The organism is Microbacterium sp. NPDC091662 (assembly GCF_044756705.1).
In the GTDB taxonomy this organism is placed as follows: domain Bacteria; phylum Actinomycetota; class Actinomycetes; order Actinomycetales; family Microbacteriaceae; genus Microbacterium.
The window spans coordinates 1,616,813-1,641,359 of sequence record NZ_JBIVTM010000001.1; the positions used below are offsets into that span (position 1 = coordinate 1,616,813).

Annotated in this window: 42 protein-coding genes and 1 tRNA gene; all 43 read left to right on the top strand. The window is 70.2% G+C overall.

The window, feature by feature from the left end:
- Nucleotides 1-84 precede the first annotated feature (84 nt).
- The 43 genes from ACIQLD_RS07825 to ACIQLD_RS08035 all read left to right on the top strand — a co-directional run bounded on the left by ACIQLD_RS07825 (nt 85) and on the right by ACIQLD_RS08035 (nt 24,522).
- Entirely contained in the window at nt 85-390 is a 306-nt protein-coding gene (locus ACIQLD_RS07825; protein WP_402606954.1) for a hypothetical protein, read from the top strand.
- A complete protein-coding gene (locus ACIQLD_RS07830) occupies nt 387-548 on the top strand; it encodes a hypothetical protein (RefSeq protein ID WP_402606957.1) in 162 nt (53 codons plus the stop codon). The genes ACIQLD_RS07825 and ACIQLD_RS07830 overlap by 4 nt, the downstream gene beginning before the upstream one ends.
- Nucleotides 545-1,003, top strand: coding sequence for a hypothetical protein (locus ACIQLD_RS07835; RefSeq protein ID WP_402606959.1), 459 nt, complete (start codon nt 545-547; stop codon nt 1,001-1,003). The genes ACIQLD_RS07830 and ACIQLD_RS07835 overlap by 4 nt, the downstream gene beginning before the upstream one ends.
- On the top strand, nt 1,000-1,959 hold the full coding sequence (locus tag ACIQLD_RS07840) for a YqaJ viral recombinase family protein (protein ID WP_402606961.1): 960 nt from the start codon (nt 1,000-1,002) through the stop codon (nt 1,957-1,959). The genes ACIQLD_RS07835 and ACIQLD_RS07840 overlap by 4 nt, the downstream gene beginning before the upstream one ends.
- Nucleotides 1,960-1,962: 3 nt before the next feature.
- Complete coding sequence (locus ACIQLD_RS07845; protein ID WP_402606964.1) at nt 1,963-2,721, top strand: hypothetical protein; 759 nt, start codon at nt 1,963-1,965, stop codon at nt 2,719-2,721.
- Nucleotides 2,718-3,119 (top strand): hypothetical protein, encoded by a 402-nt coding sequence (locus ACIQLD_RS07850; RefSeq protein WP_402606966.1) that lies wholly within the window; start codon nt 2,718-2,720, stop codon nt 3,117-3,119. Before ACIQLD_RS07845 ends, ACIQLD_RS07850 begins: the two co-directional genes overlap by 4 nt.
- The gene (locus ACIQLD_RS07855; protein ID WP_402606968.1) at nt 3,119-3,511 is read left to right on the top strand and encodes a hypothetical protein; all 393 of its coding nucleotides are present in this window, start codon (nt 3,119-3,121) and stop codon (nt 3,509-3,511) included. Before ACIQLD_RS07850 ends, ACIQLD_RS07855 begins: the two co-directional genes overlap by 1 nt.
- A complete protein-coding gene (locus ACIQLD_RS07860) occupies nt 3,511-4,374 on the top strand; it encodes a hypothetical protein (RefSeq protein WP_402606970.1) in 864 nt (287 codons plus the stop codon). Before ACIQLD_RS07855 ends, ACIQLD_RS07860 begins: the two co-directional genes overlap by 1 nt.
- Nucleotides 4,371-4,697, top strand: coding sequence for a hypothetical protein (locus tag ACIQLD_RS07865; RefSeq protein WP_402606972.1), 327 nt, complete (start codon nt 4,371-4,373; stop codon nt 4,695-4,697). The genes ACIQLD_RS07860 and ACIQLD_RS07865 overlap by 4 nt, the downstream gene beginning before the upstream one ends.
- The gene (locus tag ACIQLD_RS07870) at nt 4,690-4,860 is read left to right on the top strand and encodes a hypothetical protein (protein WP_402606975.1); all 171 of its coding nucleotides are present in this window, start codon (nt 4,690-4,692) and stop codon (nt 4,858-4,860) included. Before ACIQLD_RS07865 ends, ACIQLD_RS07870 begins: the two co-directional genes overlap by 8 nt.
- 17 nt (nt 4,861-4,877) lie before the next feature.
- Nucleotides 4,878-5,357: a single-stranded DNA-binding protein gene (locus tag ACIQLD_RS07875; RefSeq protein WP_402606977.1), complete on the top strand. Its 480-nt coding sequence runs from the start codon at nt 4,878-4,880 to the stop codon at nt 5,355-5,357.
- Nucleotides 5,358-5,495: 138 nt separating this feature from the next.
- On the top strand, nt 5,496-6,281 hold the full coding sequence (locus ACIQLD_RS07880) for a hypothetical protein (protein WP_402606979.1): 786 nt from the start codon (nt 5,496-5,498) through the stop codon (nt 6,279-6,281).
- 2 nt (nt 6,282-6,283) lie between these two features.
- Nucleotides 6,284-6,439 carry a hypothetical protein gene (locus tag ACIQLD_RS07885; protein WP_402606982.1) on the top strand — a complete coding sequence of 52 codons (156 nt, stop codon included), beginning with the start codon at nt 6,284-6,286 and terminating at the stop codon, nt 6,437-6,439.
- On the top strand, nt 6,436-6,849 hold the full coding sequence (locus ACIQLD_RS07890; protein WP_402606984.1) for a hypothetical protein: 414 nt from the start codon (nt 6,436-6,438) through the stop codon (nt 6,847-6,849). Before ACIQLD_RS07885 ends, ACIQLD_RS07890 begins: the two co-directional genes overlap by 4 nt.
- On the top strand, nt 6,849-7,172 hold the full coding sequence (locus ACIQLD_RS07895) for a hypothetical protein (protein ID WP_402606986.1): 324 nt from the start codon (nt 6,849-6,851) through the stop codon (nt 7,170-7,172). Before ACIQLD_RS07890 ends, ACIQLD_RS07895 begins: the two co-directional genes overlap by 1 nt.
- On the top strand, nt 7,169-7,393 hold the full coding sequence (locus tag ACIQLD_RS07900) for a hypothetical protein (RefSeq protein WP_402606989.1): 225 nt from the start codon (nt 7,169-7,171) through the stop codon (nt 7,391-7,393). Before ACIQLD_RS07895 ends, ACIQLD_RS07900 begins: the two co-directional genes overlap by 4 nt.
- Nucleotides 7,394-7,401: 8 nt before the next feature.
- Entirely contained in the window at nt 7,402-7,587 is a 186-nt protein-coding gene (locus tag ACIQLD_RS07905) for a hypothetical protein (protein ID WP_402606991.1), read from the top strand.
- Complete coding sequence (locus ACIQLD_RS07910) at nt 7,587-7,814, top strand: hypothetical protein (protein ID WP_402606993.1); 228 nt, start codon at nt 7,587-7,589, stop codon at nt 7,812-7,814. The genes ACIQLD_RS07905 and ACIQLD_RS07910 overlap by 1 nt, the downstream gene beginning before the upstream one ends.
- A gap of 233 nt (nt 7,815-8,047) precedes the next feature.
- The gene (locus ACIQLD_RS07915) at nt 8,048-8,332 is read left to right on the top strand and encodes an HNH endonuclease (RefSeq protein ID WP_402606995.1); all 285 of its coding nucleotides are present in this window, start codon (nt 8,048-8,050) and stop codon (nt 8,330-8,332) included.
- A gap of 54 nt (nt 8,333-8,386) precedes the next feature.
- The gene (locus ACIQLD_RS07920; RefSeq protein WP_402606998.1) at nt 8,387-8,899 is read left to right on the top strand and encodes a hypothetical protein; all 513 of its coding nucleotides are present in this window, start codon (nt 8,387-8,389) and stop codon (nt 8,897-8,899) included.
- 105 nt (nt 8,900-9,004) lie between these two features.
- Entirely contained in the window at nt 9,005-9,364 is a 360-nt protein-coding gene (locus ACIQLD_RS07925) for a hypothetical protein (RefSeq protein WP_402607000.1), read from the top strand.
- A 98-nt stretch (nt 9,365-9,462) separates the two neighbouring features.
- Nucleotides 9,463-9,810: a hypothetical protein gene (locus tag ACIQLD_RS07930; protein ID WP_402607003.1), complete on the top strand. Its 348-nt coding sequence runs from the start codon at nt 9,463-9,465 to the stop codon at nt 9,808-9,810.
- Nucleotides 9,811-9,862: 52 nt separating this feature from the next.
- Nucleotides 9,863-9,933 (top strand) — tRNA-Gln (locus tag ACIQLD_RS07935).
- A gap of 37 nt (nt 9,934-9,970) precedes the next feature.
- Nucleotides 9,971-10,321 (top strand): hypothetical protein, encoded by a 351-nt coding sequence (locus ACIQLD_RS07940; protein ID WP_402607006.1) that lies wholly within the window; start codon nt 9,971-9,973, stop codon nt 10,319-10,321.
- 26 nt (nt 10,322-10,347) lie between these two features.
- Nucleotides 10,348-10,905 (top strand): hypothetical protein, encoded by a 558-nt coding sequence (locus ACIQLD_RS07945; RefSeq protein WP_402607008.1) that lies wholly within the window; start codon nt 10,348-10,350, stop codon nt 10,903-10,905.
- 2 nt (nt 10,906-10,907) lie between these two features.
- Nucleotides 10,908-11,126, top strand: a complete 219-nt coding sequence (locus tag ACIQLD_RS07950) for a hypothetical protein (RefSeq protein WP_402607011.1) — start codon at nt 10,908-10,910, stop codon at nt 11,124-11,126.
- Entirely contained in the window at nt 11,123-11,260 is a 138-nt protein-coding gene (locus tag ACIQLD_RS07955) for a hypothetical protein (protein WP_402607013.1), read from the top strand. Before ACIQLD_RS07950 ends, ACIQLD_RS07955 begins: the two co-directional genes overlap by 4 nt.
- The gene (locus ACIQLD_RS07960; RefSeq protein ID WP_402607015.1) at nt 11,257-11,742 is read left to right on the top strand and encodes a hypothetical protein; all 486 of its coding nucleotides are present in this window, start codon (nt 11,257-11,259) and stop codon (nt 11,740-11,742) included. Before ACIQLD_RS07955 ends, ACIQLD_RS07960 begins: the two co-directional genes overlap by 4 nt.
- A 165-nt stretch (nt 11,743-11,907) precedes the next feature.
- Nucleotides 11,908-13,059, top strand: coding sequence for a methionine adenosyltransferase (gene metK, locus ACIQLD_RS07965; RefSeq protein ID WP_402607018.1), 1,152 nt, complete (start codon nt 11,908-11,910; stop codon nt 13,057-13,059).
- Between the two features lie 249 nt (nt 13,060-13,308).
- Nucleotides 13,309-14,886 (top strand): DNA methyltransferase, encoded by a 1,578-nt coding sequence (locus tag ACIQLD_RS07970; RefSeq protein WP_402607020.1) that lies wholly within the window; start codon nt 13,309-13,311, stop codon nt 14,884-14,886.
- Nucleotides 14,883-15,497 (top strand): hypothetical protein, encoded by a 615-nt coding sequence (locus tag ACIQLD_RS07975; RefSeq protein WP_402607022.1) that lies wholly within the window; start codon nt 14,883-14,885, stop codon nt 15,495-15,497. The genes ACIQLD_RS07970 and ACIQLD_RS07975 overlap by 4 nt, the downstream gene beginning before the upstream one ends.
- The gene (locus tag ACIQLD_RS07980; RefSeq protein WP_402607024.1) at nt 15,427-17,028 is read left to right on the top strand and encodes a hypothetical protein; all 1,602 of its coding nucleotides are present in this window, start codon (nt 15,427-15,429) and stop codon (nt 17,026-17,028) included. Before ACIQLD_RS07975 ends, ACIQLD_RS07980 begins: the two co-directional genes overlap by 71 nt.
- Nucleotides 17,029-17,044: 16 nt before the next feature.
- A complete protein-coding gene (locus ACIQLD_RS07985) occupies nt 17,045-19,108 on the top strand; it encodes a phage portal protein (RefSeq protein WP_402607026.1) in 2,064 nt (687 codons plus the stop codon).
- Between the two features lie 11 nt (nt 19,109-19,119).
- Nucleotides 19,120-19,929 carry an HK97 family phage prohead protease gene (locus ACIQLD_RS07990; RefSeq protein ID WP_402607028.1) on the top strand — a complete coding sequence of 270 codons (810 nt, stop codon included), beginning with the start codon at nt 19,120-19,122 and terminating at the stop codon, nt 19,927-19,929.
- Nucleotides 19,926-21,149: a phage major capsid protein gene (locus ACIQLD_RS07995; protein ID WP_402607030.1), complete on the top strand. Its 1,224-nt coding sequence runs from the start codon at nt 19,926-19,928 to the stop codon at nt 21,147-21,149. Before ACIQLD_RS07990 ends, ACIQLD_RS07995 begins: the two co-directional genes overlap by 4 nt.
- 64 nt (nt 21,150-21,213) lie before the next feature.
- Entirely contained in the window at nt 21,214-21,561 is a 348-nt protein-coding gene (locus ACIQLD_RS08000; protein ID WP_402607032.1) for a hypothetical protein, read from the top strand.
- 46 nt (nt 21,562-21,607) lie between these two features.
- Complete coding sequence (locus ACIQLD_RS08005) at nt 21,608-22,117, top strand: hypothetical protein (protein WP_402607035.1); 510 nt, start codon at nt 21,608-21,610, stop codon at nt 22,115-22,117.
- On the top strand, nt 22,114-22,449 hold the full coding sequence (locus ACIQLD_RS08010; protein ID WP_402607037.1) for a hypothetical protein: 336 nt from the start codon (nt 22,114-22,116) through the stop codon (nt 22,447-22,449). The genes ACIQLD_RS08005 and ACIQLD_RS08010 overlap by 4 nt, the downstream gene beginning before the upstream one ends.
- Entirely contained in the window at nt 22,449-22,697 is a 249-nt protein-coding gene (locus tag ACIQLD_RS08015) for a hypothetical protein (RefSeq protein ID WP_402607039.1), read from the top strand. Before ACIQLD_RS08010 ends, ACIQLD_RS08015 begins: the two co-directional genes overlap by 1 nt.
- Nucleotides 22,698-22,699: 2 nt before the next feature.
- Nucleotides 22,700-23,095 carry a hypothetical protein gene (locus tag ACIQLD_RS08020; protein WP_402607041.1) on the top strand — a complete coding sequence of 132 codons (396 nt, stop codon included), beginning with the start codon at nt 22,700-22,702 and terminating at the stop codon, nt 23,093-23,095.
- 64 nt (nt 23,096-23,159) lie between these two features.
- Nucleotides 23,160-23,753, top strand: coding sequence for a hypothetical protein (locus tag ACIQLD_RS08025; RefSeq protein WP_402607043.1), 594 nt, complete (start codon nt 23,160-23,162; stop codon nt 23,751-23,753).
- 92 nt (nt 23,754-23,845) lie between these two features.
- Nucleotides 23,846-24,142, top strand: a complete 297-nt coding sequence (locus tag ACIQLD_RS08030; RefSeq protein WP_402607046.1) for a hypothetical protein — start codon at nt 23,846-23,848, stop codon at nt 24,140-24,142.
- Nucleotides 24,088-24,522 (top strand): hypothetical protein, encoded by a 435-nt coding sequence (locus ACIQLD_RS08035; RefSeq protein ID WP_402607048.1) that lies wholly within the window; start codon nt 24,088-24,090, stop codon nt 24,520-24,522. Before ACIQLD_RS08030 ends, ACIQLD_RS08035 begins: the two co-directional genes overlap by 55 nt.
- Nucleotides 24,523-24,547: the final 25 nt, after the last annotated feature.

A 24,547-nucleotide genomic window follows, 5' to 3' on the forward strand; every position in this document is an offset into this window, starting at 1 on the left:
CTCGACGCCGCCGCCCGCGCTTGGGCCGCCGCGGACGAGCTGCACGAGTCCGAACTCGCCCAGGCCGCCTGAAAGGAGCTACCCGTGTCCACACCCCTCGCTCGCCCGACGGACCCGCAGACGTCGCACGACGCCGTGCCCGCTCGTGAGAAGCGCGAAGAACAGAAGCGCGCGATCCTCCTGCTGCTCACCGAGTGCGGTCCCATGACCGACCACGAGCTGACGTGGCAGTACACGAAACAGCGCGCCCGCCGCAACTGGCCCGCCACGCAGAACGACTCCGTTCGCAAGCGCCGCGCCGAACTCAAGAACGACGGCCGGGTCGTCGACACCGGGCGCGTGTCCGGGTTCGCCGGTTCGCCCGCGTCGACCGTCTGGGCCGTCGCGTGATCCCCCGCGGCCTCGTGCAGCTCGCGCTGTTCGTCATCGGCTCCGCGCTGCTCGCCGCTGCGATCGCCTCCGGCGTCTGGTGGAACTCCGCGTCGATCCTCTCCCTGCTCTGCTTCCTGACCCTGCTCGCAACCACTACCCGGAAGGCCACCCCGTGAGCCACACCATCCACCACGACTCGGGCGTCACCGTGCTCGAGCTGCCGTACTCATCCCCGCCCCTCACCCTCAACGACCGGATGCACCGCATGGCCGAGGCGAAGATCGTCCGCGAGCTGCGGACGCTCGCCGAGGATCTGGCGCTCTCCGTCGGCCTCGGCCAGATGAAGCGCCCGGCCGTGACGCTCGTCTGGCTCGTCACGACCCGCCACAAGCGCGACGAGGACAATCTCGTGCCCACGCTCAAGGCGCTCTGCGACGGCCTGGTTGACGCCGGGCTGGCCGAGGACGACACCCCCGAGCTGATGCACAAGACGATGCCGATCGTCGCCTACGCGAAGGGCCACCACAAGGCACCCGGCCTGTTCCTGACCATCTGGGAACAGGACGGACCGACCGAGGCCGAGATTCGCGCCGTCGAGGCGCTCGGCGCTCGTCTGGGGGTGGCCGCATGACGTTCACGCTCGTGCACGACGGCAAGGACCGCGCGTCCTGGCTCGCCGCCCGCTCCGCCACGCTCGACTCCGTCAGCGCTACCGACGCCGCCCGCATCATGACGGGGTCGGCTCAGGGGTGGGCCTCGCTCCGCAAGGAGAAGGCGTCGAACAAGTCCTGGCGCGGGAACGCCGCTACCCAGCACGGCCGCGACCGTGAGCCGGTGATCGCCGCGTTCGGCCTCGAGCGGTTCGGGCTGCAGCCGTCGACCGCGCTGCTCGGCCGCTGGGGCCACGAGCGCGACATGGCGACGCCCGACGCGCTCTCCCAGCCCGTCGTCGCCGACCTCGGAATCGACGAGGTCGACGGCCTCATGCGCGGCGTCAAGTACCGCGTCGCCGAGTTCGGCGAGTACAAGACGACCGTCAAGGACTGGCCTACGTGGGCCGACGTGCCCAAGCGCTACTACTGGCAGGTCGTCTGGCAGTTCCTCGTGACCGGCGCGGATCGGTGCCGGTTCATCTTCGAGGCGCACGAGAACGGCGTACCGCTCCACATGGAGCCGCGCGTGTTCACCATCGAGCGCGCCGACGTGCTCGAGGACATCGAGCGGGCGCTCGAGCGCGTCGCTGAGTGGCGCGCGGGCGGCGACGACGCCGACGAGGTGCCCGAGGCGCTGCTGCCGCTCGACGGGCTGCTCACGGCCCACGAGGTCGCCAAGGAGGCCGCCGATGCTGCCGCCGAACGCCTCGCCGCGATCGCCGACGAGATTCGCCTCGTCGTCACCGCGCACCAGGCCGTGACCGGCGAGACGGTCCGCTTCGAGGGGTCCGACGGGAACGTGAACCTCTCAACGGCCGGCACTCGGACCGGCTTCGACGCGAAGGCGTTCAAGGCCCGCTATCCCGCGGCCGCGCGCCGCTTCACAACCACCACCCCGACGCAGCCGCGTCTCACCATCACCGGAAGGAACTGAGCCATGACCGCTCCGAAGCCCACCCAGAAGCCCGCCCCGAAGCCCCGCACCACGGCGGCCCCGAAGCCCGCGACGAAGTCCGCGCCTGAGTTCAAGCACCCGACGTTCGTCGCCGCGCTCGCCGCGTTCCAGGCCGCGCTGCCGGACGTGCCCGCCGAGCGCGAGATGACCGTCGAGGACGCGGGCGGTGTGCTCCGCACGCTGCCGTATGCGGACCTCGCCGACATTCACACGGTCGCGCTGCCCGCGCTCGGCCGCGAGGGCCTGTTCTTCTCGGCTCGCCCGACCGTCATCTACGGGGCGGGCTACGGCCTCGCCTACGAGCTGACCCACGAGAGCGGCGAGGGCCGCGAGGGTTTCGTCCCGCTGCCGAACCCGCTGACGGCGACGAGCGACGAGACGCGGCTGCACCTGCAGGCGGCTCGCCGTAGCGCGCTCGTCGCGCTGACCGGTGTCGCTCCCCGCGGCGTCGAGCCGGTGCGCCGCGAGGCCGCGCCCAAGCCCGAGACGACCGCTCCGGCCGCCGACGCTACCCCGGCGCGCGACTTCACCGCCGAGGCGAAGGCCGCGACCGGCGATCACGCCGCGCTGTCCGCGCTCTGGCAGGAGGCCCGCGCTGCTGGCGCTCCGGTCCCCGTACTGGACGCGATCGCCGCGCTCGGCTCTGCCGCCGCTGCTGCTCCCGTCGACGAGGCTGCCGACCCCGGCAACCCCGAGGACGAGGCCGCCTCGAACGACCCGGCCGCTGAGGCGAAGTCGTGACCGACGTCGAGGACCGGTTCAAGGATCAGCGCGACCGCGCCGAGGCCCTGGTCGAACAGTCCGCCTCGGACCCGCTGACGATCGCCCGCACGCTGCACCACCTGTCGATGCTCTCGCGCGAGATGAACGAGACGATCCTGTCGCTCGGCTCCCGCGCTGCTGACCTCCGGGTCGACTACGAGGCGCGGCGTGCTCAGCTCATCGACGGCCACCAGGAGAAGGGCGCGAACCTCACCCGCGCCCGCGACCGGGCGACCTACGAGGCCCGCGAGGACAAGCGCTCTGCCGAACAGGCCGAGCTGCTCGTCGACTACGCGAAGCGGACCCAGGCGTCGGTCAACCGGCGTCACTTCGAGCTGATGAACGTCGGCAAGACAGTCCAGAACGAGGTGCGGTAGTGGCTCGGCCCACCCGCGCCGTCCGTGAGGGCGTCTACTGGCGCGATCAGAACGCGTGCTGCTCCTGCGGCTCGCCCGACGGGCTGACCTTCCAGCACCGTCGGGCGGTCGGCGCGGGCGGGTCGAAGCTGCCGCCGACGTTCTCCGACGGCCTCACGGCCTGCGCGATCTGCAACGCCCGGTTCGAGGGCGACCTGCAGACGCTCGCGCTGCTCAACGGCTGGAAGGTGCCGCGCGGGGTCAAAGACCCCGCGCGGGTGCCCTACTACCACGCCGCCACGAACCGCTGGTACGTCCTCACGGACGAGGGGCCGTGGCGCGTCGAAATCACACGCGATGTGGCCGTGGCGATGAAGCTCGCCGTCTACGGCCCGGAAGGGAGCTACGTCTGATGCCGTGGTTCAAGGTGGATGACGGATTCCACGGTCACCCGAAGGTGATGATGCTCTCGCCGTCGGCGATCGGCCTCTGGCTGCTCGCGGGCACCTGGTCGGCGCAGTACCTCACCGACGGGCTGGTCCCGGCCGGTATGGTGCGCCGGTTCGGCGGCACCCCGGAAGACGCGGCCGACCTCGTGAACGCCGCCCTCTGGCACGAAGCCGACGGCGGCTACCAGTTCCACGAGTGGGCCGAGTACCAGCCGCTCAAGTCCGACGTCGAAGCCGAGCGCGCCGCGTCGCGCGAACGGATGCGCGCCATGCGGGCGAAGCGTAAAGGTGTCGCTGCAGAGGTGGTTCAGGAGAACGCTGATGACGGTGCGGGGGCGGTTCGTCAGAACGTCGGCGAACGTTCCGGAGATGTTCGGGCGAACAAGTCCGAACGTGCTGACGTCGTGCTGTCGGAGTCGGATGGTCGTTCGGTAGAAGTTCGCTCTACCCCGACCCAGCCCGACCCGACCCAGCCGGAAGTACCTAAAGGTACTTCTGGGGGACCGCGCTCGCGCGGCACCCGCATCCCTGAGCCGTTCCTCGTGACCCCGGCAATGCGGGAGTGGGCGGCTGACCGCACGCCTCTCGTGAACGTCGACTCGTCGACCGAGCGTTTCGTCAACCACTGGCGCGCCAAGGCGGGCAAGGACGCGACGAAACGGGACTGGCCCGCTACCTGGCGTAACTGGCTGCTCCGGGATCAGGACGACCGGCAGAACCGCGGCGGCCTGACGCCGACCGAGCGGGCTATGCAGACCGTGGCCGCGGGCCGCGAGCTGTTCGGCCGCCCGGTCACGTCGCTCGAGCTTGAGGACGGCGCGGCATGAGCGGCGACGAGCTGACCGTGCTGCTGACGCGCATCCAGACGCTCGACAACCGCCGAGTGGACAAGCTCACGCTGCAGGCGTGGGAACCGCTCATGGCGGGCGTCGACTACGCGGACGCCGTCGCGGCGGTCAACGCCCACTTCCGGGAGTCGACCGAGTACCTCAAGCCCGCGCACATCATCGGCCGCATCCGGCAGGCCCGGCTCGCCGCGCTCCCGTCGACCATGTCGCCGGAGGCGGGCGAGTGCGCGCCGGGCACTCATCGTCGGCTGCCGGACGGAACGTGCATCCTCTGCCCTCATCGCGAGTTCGCCGATGAGTGAGCCGGTCGCCTACGCCGTCGCTGCGGACCGCTGGCTCGACGAGTTCCTGGCCCGCTGCTCTGACCTCTACCGCTCGTCGGCTCGCTACCGGCAGCGCCTCAATCGGGAGCGGGCACCGCTGTTCGCCTCCACCAACCACAACCCGCCGCACCTCGCGGCGTAACCGAAAGGACCGACCTCATGGCCGGAGAAACCGTCATCACCGTCATCGGCAACCTGACCGCCGACCCCGAGCTGCGCTACACGCAGAACGGCCTCCCCGTCGCGAACCTCACGATCGCGTCCACGCCTCGCGAGTTCGACCGGAACGCGAACGAGTGGAAGGACAAGGAGACGCTGTTCCTGCGCGGCTCCGTCTGGCGCGAGTTCGCCGAGCACGTCGCCGGGTCGCTCAAGAAGGGCATGCGCGTCATGGCCCAGGGCCGTCTGCGCCAGCGCGGCTACACGGACCGTGAGGGCAACCAGCGGACCGCGATCGAGCTGGAAATCGACGAGATCGGTCCGTCGCTCCGCTACGCGACGGCCGAGGTCACCCGCGCCGCGTCGAACGGCGGCGGCGCGGCTCCCGCCGCTGCTCAGACCGAACAGTGGGCGACCCCGTCCTCCGGCGACGACGCATGGTCAACGCCCGGCAGCTTCGGCGACGACACCCCGTTCTGATGCGCCTCAACCCGCTCTACGCGCCCGAGACGCTGCCCAAGCCGAAGCCGCTGACCCGCTGCAAGCGCCGCTGCTGCTGGACGCCGTTCGGCCACACCGCCCGGAAGGGCTGCACCTGCCACCCGAAAGGAGCGTGACATGTTCGCTCTCCCCTGCATCACCGTCCTGTCGAACAAGGGCGGCTGCTACGTGCTCGGCGAGCACCTGTCGAACTGCCTCGGCATCCGGCGCGAGGGATCGCGTGCGGTCCCCTGCACCGGATGCCTCCCCCAGCCCGCGACGCGCGGTCTGCTCTGCGAGTCCTGCTGGGCGCGCCACGAGGCATCCCTCGAGGCGGCCGAGGATCTGATCACGCACGTTCGGTCGATCGAGCGCGCGCCGGTCCCCGATGGGCCGCATGTCCACACCGCGCCGGGTCCGCGCATGATCGTGCCGACGTCGTGGCTCACGGCCGATGCGCTCTGGGCGGACCTCCGCGAGCTGGCCTACCGGCTGGACCCGCTCGAGCTGCTCGAGGTCCGGCCGGGCGGCACGACCGCCTACGGCTTCGGCTCGCGGGACTCGATCGAGCACGTCCGCGACCGCGTCGAGCTGGCCGTCGACATCATCCGGGCGCACGGCCTCGGCGTGGCGCGCTCGGACGTGACGGCGCTGCTGGCGGTCCGGTTCTTCCGGGCGGCTCAGCGGGCGATCGACATGTACCCGCTCGAGGAACAGGCCCAGCCGCTCGCCTATGCGAAGTGCCGGGACTGCGGGAACCGGACGCTCGAGCGCCGCCCGCCGCTCGAGCACAAGGAGCCGATCACGGTCCGCTGCATCTTCCCCGGCTGCGGGGCGGTGTTCCACCCGGCGCTCGTCGAGTACGACCTCGCCACCTACCGCGAAACCCTCGAGGCCGAGACGGCCTCCGACACGAAGGAGTAACCATGCCCACCAACACCCCCTACGCGCGGCACGCTCAGCGTCGCCGCCTCCGGCCGGTCGTCGTCGGCGCGCTCGTCGCGCTCGTCGCTGCTCTCGCGTTCTGCTGCGTCGGCCTCGGCGTCCTGATCGCGATCGCCAAGACGGGAGGCCTCGCGTGAAGATCACCACCGGCCTGACGCCGTCCGTCCGCAAGTGGGTGCTCCCGGCCGGGAGCGCGCACATCTCGCTCGGCGGTGTCGCGCTCTCGCTCCCCACGAGCGGGTCCGGCGCGACGCTCGTCGACCGCGTCGACCTGTTCGTGCTCGAGCTGGCCGCGTCGGCCGACTCGGCCGAGGCCCGCGAGGGCACCGCGCAGTCGTTCACGCTCGTCGGCTCCGAGCCGATCATCCACCACCGCCGCATCGAGTACGTCCTGCACGACGGCCCCGGCGACCGGATGGGCGAGTACGAGGCGCACATGCGCGCTCGGTATGGCGCTCCCGACGACGCTCTCGTGCGCGACTACCCGCTCGGCCTCTACGCCGACGGCATCCGTCGCGAGCTGCGCTGGTACGAGGTGACGATCTGATGCCCGGCCGCCGTCAGGACGACGCGATCTACTCGCTGCTCAAGCGCGGGCTGCTGCCCGGTGCCGACGACCGGTTCCGCCCGGCCACGTCCGGCTCCATGCTCGAGTGCGTGCTCTGCGGCGCGACCGGCTACGGTGTGCTGCAGCCCGGCCCGGAGAAGCAGATGACCGGGCGCTGGCAGCTCGCGCACCTGCTCCCGCACGCCTACCGCTGCACCTGTGGGCGCGCGTTCCTCTCGGCCGCGTCGTGGGCGATGCACCTGTACCACGAGCGCCACGATGCGCCGCGGGCGGATGCCCCGGCCGAGGGGGTGACCGCATGAAGGGCTCGCCTGAGGCCGCGCGGCTCCGGCTGCTCGGCGATCGCGCCGCATGGCTGCGTAAGGAGTCGGCCGAGCTGCGCACGCGCGTGCTCGTCGAGAAGACGTTCGCGGACGAGTACTGGGCGCATGTCGAGGGGACGGCGGCGTGGGCGCGGTTCCTCACCGCCCGGCGCGTGAAGGACGCTCAGCGGGCGCTGCTCGGGAAGCGGCGGAAGCGGTGATCGGCCAGGTGCAGACAGCCCCGGCTCCGCACTTCCCCCACACCGAGTTCCTGCGCGGCGCTGTCACCGCGGCGTGCCCGTGCGGCTGGCGCGTCCCGGCCGTGAATCACGAGCACTCGGTCCGCATCGGCCGGGAGCATGTCGACGAGCGGGCGCGGGCCGAGATGGACGCGCTGCTGGGCGGGGGTGCGTAGTGGCTACTCTCGTCACCGTCGAGACGGCGGCCGAGAAGGCCGGTAAGTCGGTCCGCTCGATCTGGCGTTACGTCCAGAAGCTCGAGGACGACGGAGAGGCGGTGATCTACCGGCTGCCGGGGCTGCAGAAGTCGCTCATCGACTGGGACCTCGTCGGCCCCGCCGCCCTGTCCGTCAAGCGCGGGAACCCCCGCCACCGCGAGTCTCGCAGTAGTTGCAACATCTGAGACTTGCAAGTATTTGGCGTAAGTGACATGATCTCTTATGTCGGATGGTTCAGACTGTCCACTCAAACCCCCGCCTCCGGTGACTCCGAGGCGGGGGTTTTCTCATGCGTTCGTGTGGGGTCGCAGGTCCGGTTTCCAGGGGTGGGCCGGGGTGGCCTCCCCTGCACGAACTCGCGGGCCGGTCGCTGTCCTCTCCTGCAGCGCCCGGCCCGCCCTCACCCCTGGGAGGTGCCGTGGTCAACCTCAGCTCACCTGCCTACCTCGACATGCGCTCCGATCTGCGGGACATGTGGGCGGCCGCGCAGGCTCCGTGCTGGCTCTGCGGTCAGGCGATCGACTACTCACTCCCGTTCGGCGACAAGAGCGCGTTCGAGCTGGATCACGTCAAGCCGCGCAAGACGCACCCGTGGCTGACGCTCGACCGGAACAACTGCCGCCCCTCACACTCCCGCTGCAACCGGTCGAAAGGCGCGGGCGCTGCTGGTCCCGGACTCGGCGAGGCATCGGAGGACTGGTAGCCACGCCTGGAACAAAAGTGGAACAAGCCGTGCAGGTCTGCAAAGCTGGCAAGCATGAAGAAGTCAGCCAAGATCACCCTGGGCCTCGCGGCGGTCGCCGTCGCGGGCGTCACCGCCTTTGCCGTCCCCGCGATCGCGGCTACCTCCACCCCCGCCGCCGCTCCCGCGGCATCCGCGCCGACCCACAAGCCGACGCCCGAGGCGGTCGCCGCTGTCGACGCTGAGCCGACCGCGGCCGACGAGTGCAAGAGCGAGGCCTGGATCCAGATCGGCTCCAAGACGGAGGGCGACTACACGGTCAAGATGACCGGCGGCTCGATGGTCGACCGCGGCGCTCGCGAGTTCGCGCAGGGCGAGGTGCAGCTCGACGCCAACGGCTACCCCGCGACCTACACGGTCGCCCCTGGTGACGTTCCCGCGTCGATCGGCGACCGGTTCTGCATCGAGAACGGCGTGCAGCTCCCGCTGCTCAACGGCTACAAGGGCGGCGATGCCCTGCAGCCCGGCGACGTCATCACCCTGAACGCCGACCTCATCACCGACTACGTGTTCCCCTACGCCGACTAGTCGCGCACGCTTCCGAAGGCCCCGCTCCCATCTTGGGAGCGGGGCCTTTTTCGTACCCGCCGCGAGCGCCACCCGAGGCCTCGCGCTGTCAGAAAGGGGCCTCCAATGCCCTCCGAAATCATCGAGTCCAACGGCCAGGCTGGCGACGGCTCCGCTCAGGACTACTTCAAGTACCGCAACCTCTCCGGCACGGTGCGCGTCCGCCTCCTTGACGTGTCGATCAGCGGCGGGCGGCGCTGGGCCGATCCCGCGCGCTTCCACTTCGAGCTGGTGAACAACACGGGCGGCATTCACGGCTCCGGCACGGCCTACAAGAACTGGGGGGTCGACGGTGCCTTTGCGGCTATCGGCCTTCTCGCTGGCGCACGTAGCGTCCGGCTCCGCGTGCGCGCCTGGGTGATTACCTACTCGACCCAGACGGACTACAACTTCAACACCTGGCGCGCCGAGCTCTCCTGGGGCTGATCGCCGCTCCAAGGCCCCGCTTCCCACCTGGGAGGCGGGGCCTTCCCTGTACCCCGCCCCGCAATCCGTCGTGGCGGTTCACTGACGAAAGGACACACATGGTTGTCGCATCCGGCTCCGCTCCCCAGACGGGCGGCTCCGTTCAGCCGACGAACTTCTGGACCTACCGCAACTTCAGCGGCAACGTCCAGGGCCGCGTGCTCGACATCACCCGCGCCGACGGCACCTCGTGGCAGTACGGCTCGCTGTTCGTCGAGTTCATCGCTCAGGACGGCGTGCGCCACATGAGCAAGACGCTCACCAAGACGTGGGGCGTCAAGCCTGGGTTCACGGCGATCGGCGCGCCGGTCACCAACCCGTACCTGCGCCTGCGCATCTCGCCCAACACCCAGCCTGGCGGCTACGCCGGTCAGTGGTGCTACTTCGACCTCGAGCTGATCTGGTAACCGATCGCTCACCACAGAGGCCCGCTCCCCGCTCGGGGGCGGGCCTCTGCTGTCCCCTGTCGTCTAACGGCAAGACGCCCGGCTCTGGATCGGGCGATCGAGGTTCGAGTCCTCGCAGGGGAGCGCATCACCCCCAACCCCAACCACGAAGGAGCGCCGCATGGTCATGCTCGCTGTCCGCCCCACGTCCGCCTCGGTCATGTACGAGCCGGAGGTCGTACTCCCCCACCTGCCCTGCGAGGAAGTCGCGCGGGCGATGGTCACCGTCGAGGTGCACGACGTCGACTCGAAGTTCATCGAGTCCCGGCTGAACCGTAAGTGCGAGGTGTGCGGCCTGGACGATTCGTCGGACCCCCTCACCCACGACACCCTCGTCTCCGCTCTCGCTCTGCTCGCTCCCCCGGCTGAGGGCGAGATGAGCGCCGCCGAAATTGCCGAGGCGATGCTCTCCGACATGGCCCTGAGCCGCGCCGAACAGGCCGCCGAGCTGGCCGCGCGGGCCGCCGAGTAACCCCACCCCGAAGCAAGGAGATTCACATGCGCAAGGTCACCCTCTCGGGCGGCAAGCTCGACGGCAAGTCGTTCCTGGTCGCCGACGATTCCGACACCCTCATCCACCACGCCGCGCACAACGGCCAGTACCGCCTGAACGGCGCTTACGGCGAGTGGGTCGAGTACGGCGAGGTCACGGTCGATATCACCCCCGACACGTCGGCGCTGGTCGCCGCTCTGGCCGATGAGCTGCCTACGGACCTGCCGGGCCTCGCTCTGCACGCCAAGGCTGGCCGTCGGGTGCTCATCGTCGGCCACACGCTGCGCGCTGCTGACGAGCTGTGGCAGACGGTCGCCGAGGCGGCCGCTGACGACGAGTCGCTGCTGCGCATCCGGCACGCGAACGGGGATGCCCGGATCGAGTTCAAGAGCGGCGGGTTCGTCCGCGCTGTCTCGCCTCGGTCGCTGCGCGCGCGCGGCATCGCTGCCGACGTCCTGTACGTGTCCACGGAGGCGGCCTCTCTGGGGTCCGCTGAGCTGGCGTCCGTCATGGCGACCCTCGCGTCGTCCTCGGTCGGCCTCGTCATCCACGAGGGGGCCTGAGCATGGGTGTTCGTCGTCTCGCGGGTGCCGTGGCCGCTGCTGCTGTCGCGCTCGCTCTCGTCGGCTGTGGCCCTGCTCGCGGTGTCGAGGATGCCGGGGAGAGTAGCGGCCGCATCTACCAGTCGACCGAGCGGCTGGCCGACGGCCGCTCTGTCACGTGCCTGGTCTACAAGTCCGGCTATGCGGGCGGGCTGTCCTGCGACTGGGCGGGTGCACGGTGAACCGGGATGAGAAGTCCTACGAGGCGGGCCGGTCGTTCGCTCGCCGCTGGGCTGGCCCGTTCCTGGTGGTCGTCGTCGGCCTGTACGGGCTGACCGGCCTGGTGGGCCTCGCTCGTCTGGTGTTCGGCATATGACCCGCGGGCCTGGCTTCACCTATGCAGTGTTCGACGAGGTGCGCGTGTTCACCCCGGACGTGCTGCGGGCTATGGCTCCCGTGGTGCTGCCTCGTGCTGGTATCTCGAGCCTGGTGTCCTCTGCCCTGGTGGCTGACTCCTACCGGGCATCCCTGCTGCGCCGTCGGCAGTGGCTCATCGCTGACGTGGCTCGTGTCTACGGGGTGGCCCTGTACCCGCACCCGCGCCGTGCTCACGCTGTGGTGTGTGCTGCCTCTGACGTCGCGCGTCTTCGGGCTGCTGTCATGTCGGACCGGATGCTCTCTGCTGTGGGCCGTGGGTACTACCTCGGCCTGGGTGGAGAGATAGACGTGGTGTCCGCTGCTGACTGGACGTGTGACCCGCTGCGTGTGTCTCTCGCTCGCTGGGTAGCGGTGAGCCTGGTCCGGCCGCTGCGGCGCGTGCTCGCCCTGTTCGGTCGCACACCGGCCGCACACGGCTGATCCGGCCCTAGTGGGCCTACCGGGGGAAGGGGCGTCTGGATCGCTGGACGCCCTTCCCCCAGGTACCTCTTCCGGCAGCTGTTTATCTCCCCCCGGCCGTTGACCCCCATCACGTGCGCGTGCGCGCGCGACCCCCCAGACACCCCTCACCCCAAGGAGCGCCACATGTTCACTGGCCTGTTCTCGTCCGAGTCCGTCTCTGCCGGTCACCCGGACAAGCTCTGCGATCGCATCTCCGACGCCGTGCTCGACGCCTACCTCACGGTCGACCCCGACGCGCGGGTCGCGTGCGAGACGGCGGCCGGTCCCGGCTGGGTCCGCGTGTTCGGCGAGGTCCGGTCCTCCGGCACGGTCGACGTCGAGCGCGTCGTCCGCGGCGCGATCCGTCGCGCGGGCTTCGAGTCCGAGGCCGACGGGCTGGACCCGGTCGGCTGCGACGTGCAGGTCGCGCTCGTCGCCCAGTCGCCCGAGATTGCCGCGGGCGTCGATCGCTCGCTCGAGGCGCGCGAGGGTGCGACCGATCCGCTCGACCAGCTCGGCGCTGGCGACCAGGGCCTCATGTTCGGCTTCGCCTGTACCGAGACGGAGTCGGCGATGCCGCTCGCGCTCGTGCTCTCCCACCGGCTGACCGGCCTCCTGCCGATGCTGCAGGGGGCGGGGCCGGATGCCAAGGCGCAGGTGACCGTCGAGTACGTCGGCGGCAAGCCTCGCGTGCGGACCGTGCTCTGCTCCGTGCAGCACTCGGCCGACGTCGACCTTGAGCGGTTCGAGGACTCGGTGCGCGCGGTCGTCCACGCCGTGCTCGTCGAGGTCGACCAGCACTACGGCGTCGAGGTGCTCGTGAACCCGTCCGGCTCATTCGTGCTCGGCGGCCCTGCAGCCGACGCCGGACTCACCGGCCGCAAGATCATCGTCGACACCTACGGGGGTGCTGCTCGCCACGGCGGCGGCGCTTTCTCCGGCAAGGACTCGACGAAGGTCGACCGGTCGGCCGCCTACGCACTCCGGCACGTCGCCAAGACGATCGTCGCCGCTGGCCTCGCCGAGCGCGTCGAGGTTCAGGCCTCCTACGCGATCGGGAAGGTCGCGCCGGTCGGCTTCGCGGTGGACACGTTCGGCACCGGCACGGTCGCCGACCACAAGCTCGCGCGGGCGATCGGCGAGGTGTTCGACCTCCGTCCGGCCGCGATCATCGAGCGCTTTCACCTCCGCGATCCGCGCTTCGAGGACACCGCATCGGGCGGTCACTTCGGCCGCCGCGAGTTCCCGTGGGAGCGGAATCTGCCCGTTTCGGCGCTGCTGACCGCTCTCAACTGACGCCCACAGACGCCCTGCAGCCCGAACGCGAGGCTGCAGGGCGAGAACCCCCCGCAGACGCGAGTCAAGTCGTCACAGCCCCTCACGGCCCGCCGCTCAGCCCCGCTTTCGCAGAATCGCCGAACGCGAGGGAGTCGGGATGCTCGTGTGCGATCGGGGGGTCGACCGCTCAGCGGGGCGCACACGGCCGCACAGGCCTATGCAATTTCGCCGATCCGCGCTCGCGCGCCCACCCCGAAGGACACCCCCATGAGCCTCGAAATCTCCGCTCAGCCGCTCGACGAGCTGACCCCGTACTACAAGAACCCGCGCAAGGGCAATGTCGACGCGATCGCCGAGTCGCTGCGCGTCCGCGGCCAGTACAAGCCGATCGTCGTCAACGTCGGAACGTACACCGGGCGGCCGATGGAAATCCTCGCCGGGAACCACACCTACCTCGCGGCCGCCGCTCTGAGCTGGGACACGATCGACGTCGTCACGGTCGACGTGCCCGACGAGCAGGCGGCGCAGATCGTCGCCGCCGACAACCGGATCGCCGACCTCGGCGACTACGACGACGACCTGCTGCGCGACGTCCTGACCGAAGCTGGCGACCTCACCGGCACCGGCTACACCGACGCCGACCTCGAGGCGATGTTCGCCGAGCCGAGCGCGCCGTCGGAGAAGTCGAGCCTCGCGTCCGAGTTCGGCGCTCCCCCGCTGACCGTCCTCTCGTCCCGCGCGGGCGATTGGCAGGAGCGCAAGAAGGCGTGGATGAGCGCCGGGCTGCGATCCGAGGCGGGCCGCGACGAGGCGCTCGTGTTCGACTCCCCCCAGTCGCGCTACATCAACTGGTACGACGTGAAGAACAAGGCCGAGGCGGCCGCGGGCCGCGCGCTCTCGGATGCCGAGGTCATGTCGAACCACAAGGAGTCGCTGCGCGACATCGGCGGCGGCACGTCCGTGTTCGACCCCGCTCTCGCCGAGCTGCTGCTCGCGTGGTACTCCGCGCCCGGCTCCCGCGTGATCGACCCGTGGGCGGGCGGTGCCGTTCGCGGCGTCGTGTCCGCTGCGCTCGGCCGCGAGTACGTCGGCGTCGAGCTGCGGCCCGAGCAGATCGAGGCCAACCGCGCCATGATGCCGGTCGTCCGCGACGCTACGGCTGCCCAGCTCGGCGACGGCGACGGCTCCGCTGAGTGGTTGGCCGGCACTGTGGCCGACGTGCTCGGCGACCTGCCCGACGAGTCGTTCGACCTCGCTTTCTCCGAGGCTCCGGCGTTCCCCGCCGAGGTCCGCGGCGAGGACGACGGAACGCCCGACTCCCGGCCCCGCTGGATCGACCCCGAGTGGATCGAGGGCGATTCGACGGTCCGCCTCGCGGCGATCGAGGGCGAGTCGTTCGACATGGCGCTCGGCTGCCCGCCCTACTACGACCTCGAGGCGTACTCGGACGATCCCCGCGACCTGTCCAACATGACCCCTGCCGAGTTCGACGCCGCTATGGCGCGCACGGTCGCTCAGGTGGCCCGCGTGCTGCGGCCGGACTCGTTCGCGGTGTTCGTCGTCGGCTCGGTCCGCGACAAGAAGGGCCACATTCTCGACATGCGCCGCTGCATGTCCCAGGCCGCCGAGGCCGCGGGCATGGCGCTCGTCAACGACGCTGTCCTGCTGACCCCGGTCGGCTCCGCTGCCATGCGCGCGGCCCGCGGCTTCCGCGGCGGCCGCACCCTCGCTCGCGTGCATCAGGAGGTGCTCGTCTACGCGAAGGGCTCGCGCAAGAAGGCCGCCGAACGCCTCGGGCCGGTGTCGTTCGCCGCGATCCGTGAACCGGAAGGGGACGTGGAGTGACACCCGAACAGATCGCTCAGGCCCTCGAGGGCCGCCGACGCGGCCTCGCGTTCCCGGCTATCGCCGCGACCCTCAAGGTCGACGAACAGGCCGTCAGGGACGCCGTGGCGGCCGCTCTCGCGGCTCAGCCGGTCGACCTGGACGTCGAGCAGGAGCGCGCGCTGTCGTTCTCCCGCATCGACCGCATGATGACCGGCGTCTGGCCGCGGGCCGTCAAGGGCGAGCCGGAGGCGATCGACCGCGTCCTCAAGCTCGAGGAAATGCGCGCCCGGCTGCTCGGCGAACCCGAGCGGGTCCGCGACGGCATCACATCGGCCGTCGAGGAAACCATCGACGCGCTCGACCTCGAAACGGAGGACGCGGCGCTCGTCGCGTCTGTCCGACAGCTCGCCCGCCAGATCGACCACGCCATGTCCTACGGCTCGTCCGTCGAGGCGACCAAGGCCATGTATCTACTCCCCCACCTGTGGAACGGGCTGGGCAAGCTCGGTGCCACTCCTGAGGCCCGCGAAGAACTCAAGAAGCGCGCCGGAGGTACGGATGGGAAGGGCAAAGACAAGCGGGCGACGCTCCACGCGCTCCGCACCGCCGCGCAAGCGGCTCGGGCATGAGAAGCCCCGCGTATTCACGCCGCCGCTGCGACGACTGACCCGCAAGACCACCCACGGCTACGCGGCGATCGAGTTCGCCGAGGCCGTGCTCGAGATTGTGCTCCTGCCGTGGCAGAAGTGGCTGCTGCTGCACGCGCTCGAGCTGGCGCTGGACGGCACCTACCGCTTCAAGACGGTGCTGCTGCTCGTCGCCCGCCAGAACGGCAAGTCGACGCTCATGCAGGTGCTCACGCTCTGGCGCATGTTCGCCGACGGTGCTCCGCTCGTCATCGGCACGGCGCAATCGCTCGACATCGCCGAGGAACAGTGGCGCGGCGCGGTCGAGCTGGCCGAGTCGATCCCCGAGCTGGCCGAACAGATCGAACACGTCGACAAGACGAACGGCAAGAAGGCGCTCCGGCTCGCGACGGGCGAGCGCTACAAGGTCGCCGCTGCCTCGCGCCGCGGTGGCCGTGGCCTCTCCGGCGACCTCGTGCTGCTCGACGAGCTGCGCGAGCACCAGAACTGGCAGGCCTGGTCGGCCGTCACCAAGACGACTATGGCCCGGCCCCAGGCCCAGATATGGGCGGCGTCGAACGCGGGCGACCTCGCGTCGATCGTGCTCCGGCACCTGCGCTCGCTCGCCCACCGCGCTCTCGGATATCCCGACGGCGAGGACGGCATGGTCGAGCTGCCGCCCCTGGACGCTGAGTCCGAGGACGAATCGCTGGGCATCTTCGAGTGGTCCGCTGCTCCCGGTCGCGCGATCCACGATCGCGACGGCTGGGCTGAGGCGAACCCCTCGCTCGGCTACACGGTCGACGAGCGCTCCATCGCCGCGGCCGCGGGCACCGACCCCGAGTGGGTGTTCCGCACCGAAGTGCTCTGCCAGTTCGTCTCCATGATCGGCACAGGGCCTTTCCCGGCCGGTGCATGGGTGACGGCGCTCGATACCCGCGAGGACCGCGCAGAACGCCGCGTGCGGCGCGACATGTCCCGCCCCGCTTGCTACGGCATCGACATGTCGCACGACCGCGGCATGGTGCACGTCGCGATCGCCTTCTGGGACACCGAAGGGCGGATGCGCGTCGAGCTGGCCGCCTCGCGGTCCGGCCCCGACTGGCTGGTCCCGTGGCTCACGTCGCCCGACCGAAAGGTGGCGCCAGAGTTCGTCGCGCTGCAGCGCTCCGGTGCGCCCATCTCGGCGCTCTGGAAGTCGATCAGCGAAGCCGACGGCGTCACCGCTTACGAGTGGGGCGGCTCCGAACTGGCGGGCTGGCACGGCCTGTTCTTCGACCTCATCGCGAAGGGCGTCGCCGAGGAAGACCCCGAGGTGCGGCTGACGCACGGCGAACAGCCGTTGCTCGACGTCGCGGCCGGGTCCGCCTCCGTCAAGTCGCTCGGCGACGGCTGGGTCGTCGACCGCAAGGCATCCGTCGCCGACTCGTCGCCGCTGCTCGCGGCGATCGCGGCCGTCGGCCTCCTGACCACCAATCCCGAGCCGACCTTCGTGTCGGCCTACGAGAACGGCACCCTCGCCGTCCTCGACTGACCCGGAAGGGGACCGCATGGCATTCCGAGACGCGATCCAGGGGCTGTTTCAGCAGCGCGATCACCGCTCGCAGATCGACTGGCTCGGCCCGACGTTCCGGTCGATGATCCTCGGGCTGACGCCCGAAGAGCTGTACCGCACCCAGCCGCATCTGCGGATCGTGCTGTCGTTCGTCGCCCGCAACATCGCCCACCTGGGGCTGCACTCGTTCGAGCGCGCCGCGGACGGCGATCGGCAGCGGCTCCGCGACGATCCGCTCGCGCTGCTGCTCAAGTACCCGAACCCGAACCTCACCCAGTTCGAGCTGCTCGAGAACCTGGCGAGCGACATGGGCCTCTATGACGTCGCCTACTGGTGGGTGTTCGAGGATGCCGACCGGCCGTCCGGCTGGCGCATCCAGCCGATCCCCCCGGCCTGGGTGGCCGAGCAGCGAGGCGGCGACGCCTTCGCCCCGGCCGAGTTCATCATCGTGCCGCCGTCCGGCGAGCGGGTGCCGGTCCCGGCCGACCAGATGCTCGTGTTCCACGGCTGGAACCCCGGCCGCCCGAAGCACGGCACGTCGCCGGTCGAAACGCTCAAGCAGGTACTCGCCGAGCAGGTTCAGGCGTGGTCCTACCGTGAGCAGATTTGGCAGCGCGGCGGCCGCGTCGGCGCGTACATCACGCGCCCGAAGGAGGCCACCTGGTCCGACGCTGCGCGCGAGCGGTTCGCGAAGGACTGGAAGGACCGCTGGACCGGCAAGGACGGCAAGAAGGCCGGAGGCACGCCGATCCTCGAGGACGGCATGGAACTCAAGCGGCTCGGCTTCGCCGCCCGCGAGGAGGAATGGGTCGAGGTCGCGAAGCTCGCGCTCGGGACCGTCGCCGGGGTCTACCACGTGAACCCCGTCATGGTCGGCGTGCTCGACAACGCGAACTTCTCGAACACCAAGGAGTTTCGCAAGATGCTCTACTCCGAAACGCTCGGGCCGACGCTCGCGCGTATCGAGGACCGCATCAACGCCTTCCTGGTCCCGCGCATCGCCAAGGGCCGCGACGTCTATGTCGAGTTCAACATCGACGAGAAGCTGCAGGGCGATTTCGAGGAACAGGCCAAGCTGCTCTCGACGTCGACCGGCGCTCCGTGGATGACCCGCAACGAGGCCCGCGCGCTCCGCAACATGCCCGCGCTCGACGGCGGCGACGAGCTGATCGTCCCGCTCAACGTCGTGAACGGCGGCCAGGCGTCGCCCCGCGACTCCGGCACCCAGAACGAGCTGTCCGGCCCGGCGATCACCAAGGGCGCGCTCGCCATGCTCGAGGCCCTGCACGAGACGCACCCCGAGGCGGTCGTCACCCTGCTGCGCTCGATCGCTACTCCGAAGGCGCACGACCTCGGCGAGCTGCGCGTGCTCGGCACCGGCCGCAAGTCGGGTCCGGTGCGCGCGAAGGCTCAGGCCGACGACGCGCATCGCGAAAAAGCCGAGGCCGTCGTCTCGGCGTTCTTCGAGCGCCAGCGCAAGTCCGTGCTCTCCCGCCTCGGCGGGAAGGACGCGGCCTGGTGGGACGGCGACCGCTGGGATGCCGAGCTGGCCGCTGACCTGCTCGCGCTCGCGCTCGAGACGACCCCCGAGGTCGCGGCGGCCGCGCTCGCGAAGGCCGGGCTGTCCGGCGACTACGACGCGGCTCGCACCGAGGCATTCCTCGAGGCGATCGCCAAGTCGCGCGCCGGGGCGATCAACTCCACCACGCGCGACCAGATCGAGGCGATCCTCTCCGGCTCCGGCCCCGAGGGCGTCACCGATCCGGCGCATGTGTTCGAGAAGGCCGCCGACTCTCGGCGCGACGTCATCGTCGCCACGCTGCTGACCACGCTCGCCGCGTTCGCGACGGTCGAGGCCGCGAAGCAGAACGGCGGGGGCACCAAGACGTGGCTCGTCACGTCAAAGAACCCGCGGCCCGAGCACGCCGCCATGAACGGCCAGACCGTCCCGGTCGACGAGCCGTTCTCCAACGGCGCTCAGTGGCCCGCCGACCCCGTCCTCGGGGTCGACGGCGTCGCGGGCTGCGAGTGCGACGTCGAAGTCAACTTCCCCGGCTGAAAGGAGCCGACATGAAAGTCAAGTCCGTACCCGTCAAGTTCAAGGCGGGTGAGGCCGACGGGCTGAAAGAGGGCGAGTTCCTCGTCTACCCGTCGACCTTCACCCGCACGCCGGACTCCTACGGCGACGTCGTCGCCAAGGGCGCGTTCCTCTCCGGCATCGGCAAGCGCAAGGAAATCGGCGCGGTCCTGCCCGGCCTGTTCGGGCACCGCATGGACGACCCGCACATGTACGTCGCTTCGGCGATCGACGAGGGCGAGGACGAGCACGGCTGGTGGGTCAAGGGCGTGTTCGACCTCGAGGACGTCACCGCCGCGAAGGTCTACCGGCTCGTCAAGTCCGGCCGCATCCGCGAGCTGTCGTTCGCCTACGACGTGCTCGACGGTGCCGAGGTCGACCTCGAGGACGGTCGCAAAGCCTACGAGCTGCGCGACCTCGACGTGTTCGAGTTCTCGTTCGTGCCGGTCGGCGCGAACCGCGACACGTCCGTCGTCGCCGTCAAGTCCGCTGTCGACGCTCTGGTCGACGGCGTCAAGTCCGGCCGGGTCATCTCGGCCAAGAACGAGGAATCGCTCACGAGCGCGGTCGCCGCGCTCGACGCCGCGTCCTCGTCCATCAAGAACGTCCTGTCCCAGCTCGGGGCGGGCAACGAGCAGGAGAAGGCCAGCGGTAAGCCCGCGGTCAAGGACGAGGGCGCTCCGGGCGTCAAGTCCGAGGACCGCGCGCCGACCCCGTCCGCCTCCGATGCCTGGCTCAACACCATCCGCGCGAAGGCCTTCGGTCCCGACGGTCTTCGCCTGATCCCCAAGGAGGGGAAATGAACCCGAAGGAAAAGCTCGCTGCCCTGCTCAAGCAGATGTCGGCGATCGCTGCTGGCGCGAAGGCGTCGAACCGTGACCTGACCGCCGAGGAAATCGAAGACCTCGAGGCGAAGGACGCCGAGGCGGACGAGCTGCGCGAGCAGATCGCCCGCGGCGAGAAGTCCGCCGCTCTCCTGGCTCGCATCGGCGGGCAGAAGTCCGAGTCCGAGCCTGCCGCGGATGCTCCCGCTGGCGAGCGCGCGAAGTCGCTCGGTGACCACTTCGTCAAGGGCCTGAACGGTCGCTCGCTCAAGGAGCCGGGCACCATCCACGTGCCCGAGTACAAGGCGGCCACCGACACCCAGGCCGTCGGCGGCAACGAGGGTGCCTACGGTCCCCTCATCACCGACGTGGACCGGTCGTTCATCCTGCCCAAGCGCGAGCGCCTGGTCGTCGAGGATCTGCTCGGCGACGGCACCGTGTCCGGCACGGCGATCACCTACCCGGTGTTCGGCGCGCTCGAGGGCGGAACCGACTTCGTCGCTGAGGGCGGCCAGAAGCCCCAGATGCACGTCGGTGACCCGACGTGGCGCACCGACGCTCTCGGCGAGGTCGCGGGCTGGTTCAAGATGACCGACGACATGGCCGAAGACCTCGAGTACGTCGTGAGCGAGATCAACAGCACCGCGCTGTACGACCTCGCGCAGCGGTCCGAGGTCGCGATCCTGTCCGGCGACGGCACCGGCTCGAACCTGCTCGGCATCCGCAACCGCTCCGGCGTGCAGACGCACGCGCAGGGCGACGACACGGTCGCCGACGCGCTGTTCAAGGGCATCCGCCGCGTGCAGACCGCGACCGGCTTCTCGGCCGACGGCGTGATGATCCACCCGCTCGACTACGAGGCGCTGCGCCTCGGCCGCGACGGCAACGGCCAGTACTTCGGTGGCGGCTACTTCCAGGGCCAGTACGGCCAGGGCGGCGTGCTCGAGCAGCCTCCGATCTGGGGTCTGCGCACCGTCGTCACGCTCGCCGCTCCGCAGGGCGAGCCGCTGGTCGGCGCGTACCGCGCCGCGGCGAAGGTGTTCCGCAAGGGCGGCGTCCGCGTCGAGTCCACCAACTCGCACCAGGACGACTTCACCAACGACAAGATCACGGTCCGCGTTCGTCGCCGCCTGGGTCTGCAGGTGAAGTACCCGGCCGCGTTCGTGAAGGTGGCGCTCCGCCCCGCAACGGGCGAGTGACCCTCTGCAGCCCGGCCTCGGCTCGCGCCGGGGCCGGGCTGCCTCGTGCCTGGAAGGAGCACACATGAGTCTCAAGAGCTACACCGTCAACATCTCCGGGCTGCCGCACACGCTGCAGCTCTCCGACGAGGACGCGGCCCGCCTCGGCGACCGCGCCGTGCTGGTCAAGGCCAAGGCTGCCGCGAACAAGGCCGCCCCGAAGGCCGCCAACAAGTCCGCCCCGAAGGCCGCCAACAAGTCCGCGCCGAAGGCCGCCGACAAGGCCGCCGCTCCGGCCGACGACAAGGCCGCTGACCCGGCCGACGACAAGGCCAACGCCGCCGATGACGAATCGGCCGGCACTGGCGACGACAACGCCGACGGCTCGTCCGACGGCAAGGAGGCTGACGCCTCCGACGACTCCGACTGGTGAGGTAATCGTGCCCGAAGAACCCGACACTTTCGCATCCGCTGCGCTCATGGAGTCGCGTTCCCAGGGCGCGATCACCAAGGAGTCGCACCCGTTCCTCGAGGACGAGCTGCTGGCGGCTACTCGCGCGATCCGCGAGTTCTGCCGCTGGCATGTCGCTCCCACGCGCTCGGTCACGCACCGGGCCGTGGGGGCGACCCCCGAGGACGTCTGGCTGCCCGCCTCGGAGATTCAGTCGATCGACGCCGTCACGATCGACGGCGTCGAGTGGACGCCCGAGCGCGTGGCCGCGGTCGAGTTCGACCCGCTGACCGGCTGGACGAACCTCTACGGCCGCCGCGTGCTCGTGAAGTTCACGGCTGGCTACGCGGAGGTACCGGCCGACCTCGTCGGCATCACGCTCGAGCTGGCCGCCTCCGGCCTCGGTACGTCGCTGGGCCAGTCCCGCGAACAGGCCGGGACGGTCGCGCTGACGCTCGACCGGACCGCTGTCGGCGTCGACCCCTCCGCGCCCATCGGCCGCCGCCTCATCCCGTACCAGATCGGGCGGCTGCCGTGAGCCTCATCCGCCGTCACAAGATCGGCGTCGTGCGCGCTCCGCTCGTTGATGACGGCCGCGGGAACAAGCGCCGCGACTGGTCCGCCGCGAAGGAACACGAGTCGAAGGGCTGGGCGGTCGACGTCGGCGCGGGCGAGACGGATGCCGTCAACCGCGACGGCGACGCCGTCGAGTACACGATCCGCGGCCCGCTCGACGCTGACGTGCTGCCGAGCGACCGCGTGCGGCTGCTGGGCGGCCTCTATCTCATCGACGGCCCTGTGAGTCGTCAGCCCGGCGTAACGGCCCTCACATCGCACTCTGTCGTCCGACTCATCGCCTGGGAGGGCTGATGCCTCAGAACATCCGAATCAAGATCAACTCCGCGGGCGCTCGCGCCGTGCTGCAGTCGCCCGGCGTCGCCGCCGACGGGGCCGCGCGCGGTGCTCGCATCGCCGCCGCTGCCGGTCCCGGCTTCGAGGTCGAGAGCACGACGAACAGCGACCGCGCGGTCACGTTCGTGCGCGCCACGACCAAGGAGGCCCGCGCCGCCGAGGCCAACAGCCGCGCGCTCACCCGCGCGGTCAACGCCGGGAGGTAGTCGTGTCCGAGCTGCTCGTCCCCGCCGACGACGAGGTCGCCCTCGTCGACGAGCTCAAATCTCGGCTGGGCGGCCAGGTTGGCACCGCCGTGCCGAACCCGACGCCGGACGAGTTCGTGCGCGTGCTCTCCGTCGGCGGCGTCGAGCGCGACCTCGTGTCCGACACCTTCCGCCTGGTGGTCGAAGGCTTCGCGCTCACCGAGGGCCGCGCCCGACAGCTCTGCGCGCTCGCGATCGCGCACGCGCAGGCTGCGGGCCGCGCTCGCTCACTCGGCGGCGTCCCCTGCTACGGGGTCGGCGTCGAGGGGCTGCCCGGCAACCTCCCGCTCCCGACGCTGCCGACGCACTACCGCTACACGGCAACGATCACCGCCGACCTCCGACGGGTCGACGGCTAGTTCCCCACCACGTACCGCCCCGGCCTGGGGCGGTGCTTCGCCACGCCTGAAAGGGGCACCACGCATGAGCGTGAACAGCAAGAACGTATTCATCGGCGCGCCGGACCAGGCGACGACCGGCGCGATCCTCACCGGCCCGGAGACGGACGCGGTGCCCGAGGGCATCGACGACTTCGAGTTCGACGGTCTGGACGACTCGGGCTACGTCAACGAGGACGGCGTGACCATCACGCCCTCGGAGACGACCGAGACGATCCGCGACTGGGCGCTCAACGTCGTCCGCCGCATCCTCACCGAGTTCGACGGCACGCTCGCCTGGACGCACCTCGAGCTGTCGCTCGGCGCGCTGCGTACCTACATGGGCGAGAGCCAGGTCGAGGTCGTCGCCGCGACCGCCGAGCACGGCACGCAGACCCGGTCCGCGATCGCGGGCAAGGAGCGCCCGAACAAGGCCTGGTACTTCAAGGTCAAGGACGGCGAGCGTCGCATCGTCGTGTTCGTCCCGCACGGCCAGATCACCGAGCGCGGCGAGATTCCGCTGACCGCCTCCGGCGCGGTCACCCTCCCGGTCACGCTCTCGACATACCCGGACAAGGCGGGCAACTCGATCTACATCTACACCGACGACGGCGTCGTCGCGGGTGCTGCTGGCGCGTAAGCACACCCACCCAAGAACAGCGGGCGGCCCGAGGGGAACCGGGTCGCCCGCTGCTGTTCCCCGCGTTCCCACCACACGAAAGAAGGCCCCTCATGGGTTACACACTCCCCGACTGGAAGAAGTCGATCAACCAGGACAAGTTCGACGTGACCACGCCCGACGGCGTGTTCCAGATGCCGAAGGCCGAGTACCTGACCGGCCGCCAGGCGCAGGCGTTCGAAGACGCCGATTCGACCGAGGGCGGCATCTACGCCGTGCTCGACGACCTCGTGCCCGGACTCGGGACCGCGCTCATCGACGTGCCGGTCAAGTACGTGAAGGAACTCATCGAGGCGTGGCAGGAGGACTCCGGGGTGAGCCTGGGGGAATCCGAGGCCTCTGCGAGCTGATCGACGAACACGCGGAGGCGATCGAGGCCGACCTTCTCGAGTGGGGCTGGCGGCTCGCCGACGTGGGCACGCGCTACTCGTGGCGCGACCTGCTCGTCATGGTGCGCCGGTTCCAGGCGCTCCCCTCTACCGCTACCTCGCGCGCGATCCACGGCGAGCACTGGTCCGTCACGGACCAGCTGCTCGCCGCGGTGACCGATCTGCTGCAGGTCGGCAACTGGCAGCGCCAGAACAAGAAGTCGGCTCCCAAGCCCAAGCCGCTCACGCGGCCGTGGGAGAAGCCGAAGGGTCGCCGGTTCGGCTCGAACCCGATCCCCATCCACAAGTTCAACGACTGGTGGGACTCCAAGGCCAAGAACAAAAAGAAGAAGCGGGGGTGATCCATGTCCGGGCGCGGTACTGAAC

Bases quoted from the DNA above. Each gene is read 5' to 3' on its own strand.
- ACIQLD_RS07940 (WP_402607006.1), top strand. From the start codon at position 9,971: ATGGTCATGCTCGCTGTCCGCCCCACGTCCGCCTCGGTCATGTACGAG.
- ACIQLD_RS07900 (WP_402606989.1), top strand. From the start codon at position 7,169: ATGAAGGGCTCGCCTGAGGCCGCGCGGCTCCGGCTGCTCGGCGATCGC.
- metK (WP_402607018.1), top strand. From the start codon at position 11,908: ATGTTCACTGGCCTGTTCTCGTCCGAGTCCGTCTCTGCCGGTCACCCG.
- ACIQLD_RS07980 (WP_402607024.1), top strand. From the start codon at position 15,427: ATGGGAAGGGCAAAGACAAGCGGGCGACGCTCCACGCGCTCCGCACCG.
- ACIQLD_RS07930 (WP_402607003.1), top strand. From the start codon at position 9,463: ATGGTTGTCGCATCCGGCTCCGCTCCCCAGACGGGCGGCTCCGTTCAG.
- ACIQLD_RS07875 (WP_402606977.1), top strand. From the start codon at position 4,878: ATGGCCGGAGAAACCGTCATCACCGTCATCGGCAACCTGACCGCCGAC.
- ACIQLD_RS07845 (WP_402606964.1), top strand. From the start codon at position 1,963: ATGACCGCTCCGAAGCCCACCCAGAAGCCCGCCCCGAAGCCCCGCACC.
- ACIQLD_RS08005 (WP_402607035.1), top strand. From the start codon at position 21,608: ATGGAGTCGCGTTCCCAGGGCGCGATCACCAAGGAGTCGCACCCGTTC.
- ACIQLD_RS07895 (WP_402606986.1), top strand. From the start codon at position 6,849: ATGCCCGGCCGCCGTCAGGACGACGCGATCTACTCGCTGCTCAAGCGC.
- ACIQLD_RS07960 (WP_402607015.1), top strand. From the start codon at position 11,257: ATGACCCGCGGGCCTGGCTTCACCTATGCAGTGTTCGACGAGGTGCGC.
- ACIQLD_RS07870 (WP_402606975.1), top strand. From the start codon at position 4,690: ATGAGTGAGCCGGTCGCCTACGCCGTCGCTGCGGACCGCTGGCTCGAC.
- ACIQLD_RS07925 (WP_402607000.1), top strand. From the start codon at position 9,005: ATGCCCTCCGAAATCATCGAGTCCAACGGCCAGGCTGGCGACGGCTCC.
- ACIQLD_RS07885 (WP_402606982.1), top strand. From the start codon at position 6,284: ATGCCCACCAACACCCCCTACGCGCGGCACGCTCAGCGTCGCCGCCTC.
- ACIQLD_RS07945 (WP_402607008.1), top strand. From the start codon at position 10,348: ATGCGCAAGGTCACCCTCTCGGGCGGCAAGCTCGACGGCAAGTCGTTC.
- ACIQLD_RS08015 (WP_402607039.1), top strand. From the start codon at position 22,449: ATGCCTCAGAACATCCGAATCAAGATCAACTCCGCGGGCGCTCGCGCC.
- ACIQLD_RS07970 (WP_402607020.1), top strand. From the start codon at position 13,309: ATGAGCCTCGAAATCTCCGCTCAGCCGCTCGACGAGCTGACCCCGTAC.
- ACIQLD_RS07880 (WP_402606979.1), top strand. From the start codon at position 5,496: ATGTTCGCTCTCCCCTGCATCACCGTCCTGTCGAACAAGGGCGGCTGC.
- ACIQLD_RS08025 (WP_402607043.1), top strand. From the start codon at position 23,160: ATGAGCGTGAACAGCAAGAACGTATTCATCGGCGCGCCGGACCAGGCG.
- ACIQLD_RS08030 (WP_402607046.1), top strand. From the start codon at position 23,846: ATGGGTTACACACTCCCCGACTGGAAGAAGTCGATCAACCAGGACAAG.
- ACIQLD_RS07985 (WP_402607026.1), top strand. From the start codon at position 17,045: ATGGCATTCCGAGACGCGATCCAGGGGCTGTTTCAGCAGCGCGATCAC.
- ACIQLD_RS07950 (WP_402607011.1), top strand. From the start codon at position 10,908: ATGGGTGTTCGTCGTCTCGCGGGTGCCGTGGCCGCTGCTGCTGTCGCG.
- ACIQLD_RS07995 (WP_402607030.1), top strand. From the start codon at position 19,926: ATGAACCCGAAGGAAAAGCTCGCTGCCCTGCTCAAGCAGATGTCGGCG.
- ACIQLD_RS07920 (WP_402606998.1), top strand. From the start codon at position 8,387: ATGAAGAAGTCAGCCAAGATCACCCTGGGCCTCGCGGCGGTCGCCGTC.
- ACIQLD_RS07990 (WP_402607028.1), top strand. From the start codon at position 19,120: ATGAAAGTCAAGTCCGTACCCGTCAAGTTCAAGGCGGGTGAGGCCGAC.
- ACIQLD_RS08000 (WP_402607032.1), top strand. From the start codon at position 21,214: ATGAGTCTCAAGAGCTACACCGTCAACATCTCCGGGCTGCCGCACACG.
- ACIQLD_RS07860 (WP_402606970.1), top strand. From the start codon at position 3,511: ATGCCGTGGTTCAAGGTGGATGACGGATTCCACGGTCACCCGAAGGTG.
- ACIQLD_RS07865 (WP_402606972.1), top strand. From the start codon at position 4,371: ATGAGCGGCGACGAGCTGACCGTGCTGCTGACGCGCATCCAGACGCTC.
- ACIQLD_RS07840 (WP_402606961.1), top strand. From the start codon at position 1,000: ATGACGTTCACGCTCGTGCACGACGGCAAGGACCGCGCGTCCTGGCTC.